This window comes from Paenibacillus cisolokensis (genome assembly GCF_018403665.1).
Classification (GTDB): domain Bacteria; phylum Bacillota; class Bacilli; order Paenibacillales; family Paenibacillaceae; genus Paenibacillus_AH; species Paenibacillus_AH cisolokensis.
Window position 1 is genome coordinate 1 of the sequence record NZ_BOVJ01000232.1, and the last position, 5,204, is coordinate 5,204.

The window sequence follows — 5,204 nt, forward strand, 5'->3', positions numbered from 1 at the left end:
CCTTCCGCCTATTGCCTTGCCGCCGCTGCGAAGAACCGTCAGCGCAGCAGCCGCAAACCGTTTAAAATGACGAGTATCGTGCTGCCTTCATGCCCGACGACGCCGAACGGCAGCGCAATATCCAGCGCGAAATTGGAAAAGATCAGCATGGCGATGACGGCGATGGCGAACGTGAGATTTTGCCGTACGACGGCCCGGGTGCGCCGGCCCAGCTCGACCGCCGTCGCGATATGGCCGATATCGTCGTTCATGAGCACCAGATCGGCCGTCTCCAGCGCCGCGTCGCTGCCCGTCGCGCCCATCGCGACGCCTACGGTCGCGGTAGCCAGCGCGGGCGCGTCGTTCACGCCGTCGCCCGCCATCACCACGCAGCCGTACGACTGTTGCAGCTCCTTGATCCGCTCCGCCTTGTCCTGCGGCAGCAGCTCCGCGTAGACGAAATCGATGCCCGCTTCGGCCGCAATCGCGTACGCAGTCCGGCTCTGGTCGCCCGTCAGCATGGCGACCCGCACGCCGAGTTCGCGCAGCCTTGCGATCGCCGCCTTCGCCTCCGGACGAAGACGGTCGCGCATCGCAATAACGCCCGCGATGCCGCGATCGCTGTAGAGCGCCACGACCGTCTTCCCTTCGCCTTCCAGCCGCTCGATATCGTGCTCCGCCGGACCGCGGCCGATCGTGCCGTCCAGCATCGCGGGCTTTCCGATACGCCACAGTTCGCCTTCAAATTGCGCCTGCACCCCAAGCCCGGTCAGCGACGTCCAGTCCGACGGCCGTTCGGCGCGAATGCTGCGCTCCTCGGCATGCCGCAGCACCGCCTCTGCCAGCGGATGCTCGGACAAGCTTTCGAGCGAAGCGGCAATCCGCAGCACCTCCTCTTCGGTCTTACCGCCGTATGCGATCAGATCGGTTACGACCGGACGGCCTTCCGTCAGGGTGCCGGTCTTGTCGAAGGCGACCACTTTCGCTTCGGCCAAATGTTCCAGATACGCGCCGCCCTTCAGCAGCAAACCGTGGCGCGCCCCGTTGGAAATCGCGGACAGGACAGCGGGCATAATGGAAGCGACGAGCGCACAGGGGGAAGCGACGACGAGAAATACCATAGCTTTATAGAACGTCTGCGACCATGACCAGCCCAGCAGCAGCGGCGGGATGACGATCAGCAGCGCCGTTGCCGCCAGGATGATGCGGGCATAAATTCGTTCGAACCGTTCGATAAAACGTTGCGACGCCGGCTTCTCGCTCTGGGCTTCCTGCACCATGCGAATAATTTTGGCGAACAGCGTGGAAGCGCTCGGCTGCGTCACTTCGACGAACAAGGCGCCCTGTCCGTTCATCGTGCCGGCGAACACGTCGTCGCCCGGCATTTTGTCAACCGGAACGGATTCCCCCGTTATGGAAGCCTGGTTGACCGCCGATGCCCCTTCTTTCACGACGCCGTCGGCAGGTATCCGCTCTCCGGGCCGGACGACGACGATATCCCCAACTTCCAGCCGCTCGACCGGCACGACCGTCTCCTCTCCGTTCCGAACGAGGGTGGCCGTCTCCGGCTTGCATTCCATCAGGCTGGAGATGTCGCGATGGCTTCGCGCCATCGTGTAGCTCTCCAGCGCCCCGCTGAGCGAAAAATAAAGATAAGAACGGCGCCTTCCGCCCAATAGCCGATGCACGCCGCACCGATGGCCGCAAGAATCATCAGCAAATTGACGTCCAGGTCGCGTTCCGCGATCAGCGTCTCGAGCCCTTCCTTCGCTTTTACATAGCCGCCTACCACATATGCCAGCAAATAGAGAACGATCGAAGCCGTTCCCGGCCCCCATACATCTTCCGTTCCCCAGGCCGCGGCGGTCAGCACCCCGCTGGCCAGCGCGGCAAGTCCTTCGCCGTACCGCGCGATCCGCTCGCCCCCCTTGCCTGCTCCGTAAGCCGGCAAAGCCGCGGCGGCAGCCGGGGCTGTCGGCGTTTCGTTCAACCGTTCGTACGATGCGCTCATATCGAATCCTCCGTCCGTAATCATCATTAAGAATGCAGTCATTGAGAATGAATACCATTGTTACAGTCCTTAAAACGACGCATGCTGCCCCTTCTATAAGGGACAGCATGGATCGAACCGTATGCAAATCAATATCGATGTTTCCGTCAGGAAACTTTATTGTAATTATTATAAACTAGAACAAAGAATAAGTAAATAATGATTTACGCACAAAAAATGATACCTCTCCACCCTCTGCAGCGTATAGAATAACCGGGAGACGCCGGGACGCCGGCTTGTTTTTTGTCAACGGGAGCGTTATCCTTCATGAGTAACAGGTTTGGAGGGGCAAGGAGGTTGTGAATGAATCGACAACGTGAATGGACCGACCGTTTCCGGATTTTCCTGAATAACAAATTCGTCTTGTTTTTGCTCGTGCTGCTGTTGATCGGACTCAATGTACTCGTGTTCAGCAAAGTCCCTCACATTTTCGAACCGCTGCGGGTACTGGCGAAAACCGTTTTGCTGCCGATTATTCTGACCGGTATCGTCTACTATTTGACGAATCCGCTGGTCGACTACCTGGAACGCCGAAAATCAAGCGCGCCTACTCCATACTGGCGCTGTATCTGGCGATTATCTGCGTCGTCACGCTGATCATAGTCGCGGTCGTTCCGCTCATCCGCGATCAGGTGCAAGGTTTGATTGACAACATCCCGTACTATAGCGCGCAAATTCAGGTGCAATTCGAGGATCTGATCGGAAGCGAAATTTTCAACCAGATCCAGCAGACGCTCGGTCTGGATACGACCGCGCTCATGAACGATTTGTCCAACCGGGCCACCGATTTGCTCAAAAACGCCTGGAGCGGCATCGGCGGATTTATCGGCGCCTTGACCGAGGTGGTGCTGGCCATCATAACCGTCCCGTTCATTTTGTTCTATCTGCTGAAAGACGGAAAGAAGCTGCCTCACTTCATTCTCGGCTTCGTCCCGACCAAGCTCCGCGGCCAGTCGTTTCGCGTCATGGTCGAGATGCACAGGCAGATCAGCTCGTATATCCGGGGGCAAATTATCGTCAGCTTCTGCATCGGGGCGCTGCTGTTCATCGGTTATCTGATTATCGGGCTGAACTATTCGCTCGTGTTGGCCATCATCGCCGCATGCACGAGCATCGTACCTTATCTTGGTCCGGCCATCGCCATTACGCCGGCGCTTATCGTCGCATCCGTCACTTCCCCGATCATGCTGCTCAAAATGATCGTCGTATGGACCGTCGTGCAGCTGATCGAGGGCAAGTTCATTTCCCCGCAAATTATGGGGAAGACGATGCACATTCACCCGATTACGATTATTTTCGTCATCTTGACGGCAGGCAATCTGTTCGGCATTGTAGGCATTATATTGGCCGTACCGGGTTATGCCGTACTGAAAGTGATCGCGACACATCTGTTCCGTTATTTCAAGACGCGCTCCGGACTGTATGAGGAGGAACGGACAGCTTCGGCGAATGAATAAGGGCCGGCCTGCGCAGGTCGGCCTTTTCCGCTCGCGGCGTCCGAAAGCCGGCATGCGTGCGGCTGTTCGACGTCTGCCGGTCGATAGTCGTATTCTGCTTTCCGTCGGATGTACCTGTATCGTCCCTTCTGCTCCGTATCGTTCTCCGGCAATGCCGGTCATGCGGAGCCGGTTTTTCGCCTTAACCCGCCATAAGCCGACTCCTCTCCGACAGCAATAGTGTGGTCCTCCCCTGCTTCGCGATTGCCCCTTCCCGCTGTCTGTCGTTGCCGGACAAAGTCTTGCTTGTCCGGCGCATCGCAGTACCCGTTTTCCCGTCTAGCCCCGCTCTTCCCGTTGACATCGGGCGATTGCTTGACTATCGTAGAATCAAGCTGTATCGCCGCTTACCAAAAAACGGGGAGGCAAACGATGGATCAGACGACGCTGGAAATGTTTCGCACGTTGACGGAATTGCCGGGAGCACCCGGCTTCGAGGATGAGGTGCGCCGCTACATGCGGAGCCAAATCGGCGCATATACGAATGAAATCGTGACCGACCGGCTCGGCGGGCTGTTCGGGGTGCTTCGCGGAAACGAATCCGGGCCCAGGGTTATGGTGAACGGACATATGGACGAGGTTGGCTTTATGGTTACGGCCATTCTCGACAACGGCATGCTCCGGTTCCAGCCGCTGGGCGGCTGGTGGAGTCAGGTGATGCTCGCGCAGCGGGTTGAAGTTATCGCCCGGTCCGGCCCCATCCCCGGCGTAATCGGTTCCACGCCGCGGCATCTGCTGGACGAGACGCAGCGGAGCAAGCCGGTTGACATCGGCGCCATGTACATCGATATCGGAGCCGACAGCCGGGATCATGCGCTGGAGATGGGCATTCGTCCGGGACTGCCGGTTGTTCCCGTCTGTCCGTTTACCCCGCTCGCCGGCGGGAAGAAAATATTGGCCAAAGCCTGGGACAACCGGTTCGGCGTCGGCCTGGCGATCGAGCTGCTCCGGGAGCTGAAGGACGAGAAGCTGCCGAACGTCCTGTATGCAGGCGCAACGGTGCAGGAAGAGGTCGGCCTGCGCGGCGCGCAGACAGCCGCCGAGCTGATCCGGCCGGATATCTGCTACACGCTCGATGCCGGTCCGGCCAACGATACGGGCGGCGACCGCCACGCCTTCGGCCGGCTCGGCGAAGGCGCGGTCATCCGCGTACTGGACAGCTCGATCGTCCCGAACCGGGCGTTGATGGAATTTATTCTCGATACGGCGGAGACGGAGCGGATACCGTATCAGTTCTTCGTATCGCCGGGCGCTACGGACGCAGGGAAAGTGCATCTGCACGGCATCGGCGTACCGACAGCAGCGCTTGGCATTTGCGCGCGCTACATTCATACTTCGGCATCGATGATCCATACCGACGACTACGATGCCGCCAAGGAGCTGCTCGTCAAGCTGGTGCGGCGGACGGACCGTTCGCTGCTCGACACGATCACGGCCTTCGCGTAAGTCGCCCCAAAAAACTCCGGCACTGCCTGTTCCTTGCGGTGCCGGAGTTTATTTTTGGTCACGACCGTTTTATAGTCCCATCCGTTCGTACACTTCCGTAATTTCCTTGTCGCATCCTCGTCCGCCACGCTCGTCCTGTTCCCGCACGGAATGTTAGTTGCTCCTGCGCGGGGAGCCACTGAGGACTTTTCGAGAACGCGATGGGTTAAGCCAGGAGCTTCAATCCACGCTCC

The 5,204-nt window shown here is 59.0% G+C and carries 1 protein-coding gene and 2 pseudogenes; 2 read left to right on the forward strand and 1 reads right to left on the reverse strand.

What is annotated here, in order from left to right:
* Window positions 1–38: 38 nt before the first annotated feature.
* Window positions 39–1,990 (reverse strand): annotated as a pseudogene (locus tag PACILC2_RS24925) (heavy metal translocating P-type ATPase).
* Window positions 1,991–2,332: 342 nt separating this feature from the next.
* Between PACILC2_RS24925 and PACILC2_RS24930 the strand changes: the two are divergent.
* A pseudogene (locus PACILC2_RS24930) lies at window positions 2,333–3,486 on the forward strand (AI-2E family transporter).
* A 411-nt stretch (window positions 3,487–3,897) separates the two neighbouring features.
* A complete protein-coding gene (locus tag PACILC2_RS24935; protein ID WP_213531630.1) occupies window positions 3,898–4,971 on the forward strand; it encodes a M42 family metallopeptidase in 1,074 nt (357 codons plus the stop codon).
* Window positions 4,972–5,204 lie beyond the last annotated feature (233 nt).

Coding starts and splice junctions, on each gene's coding strand:
- PACILC2_RS24935 (WP_213531630.1), top strand. CDS start 3,898: ATGGATCAGACGACGCTGGAAATGTTTCGCACGTTGACGGAATTGCCG.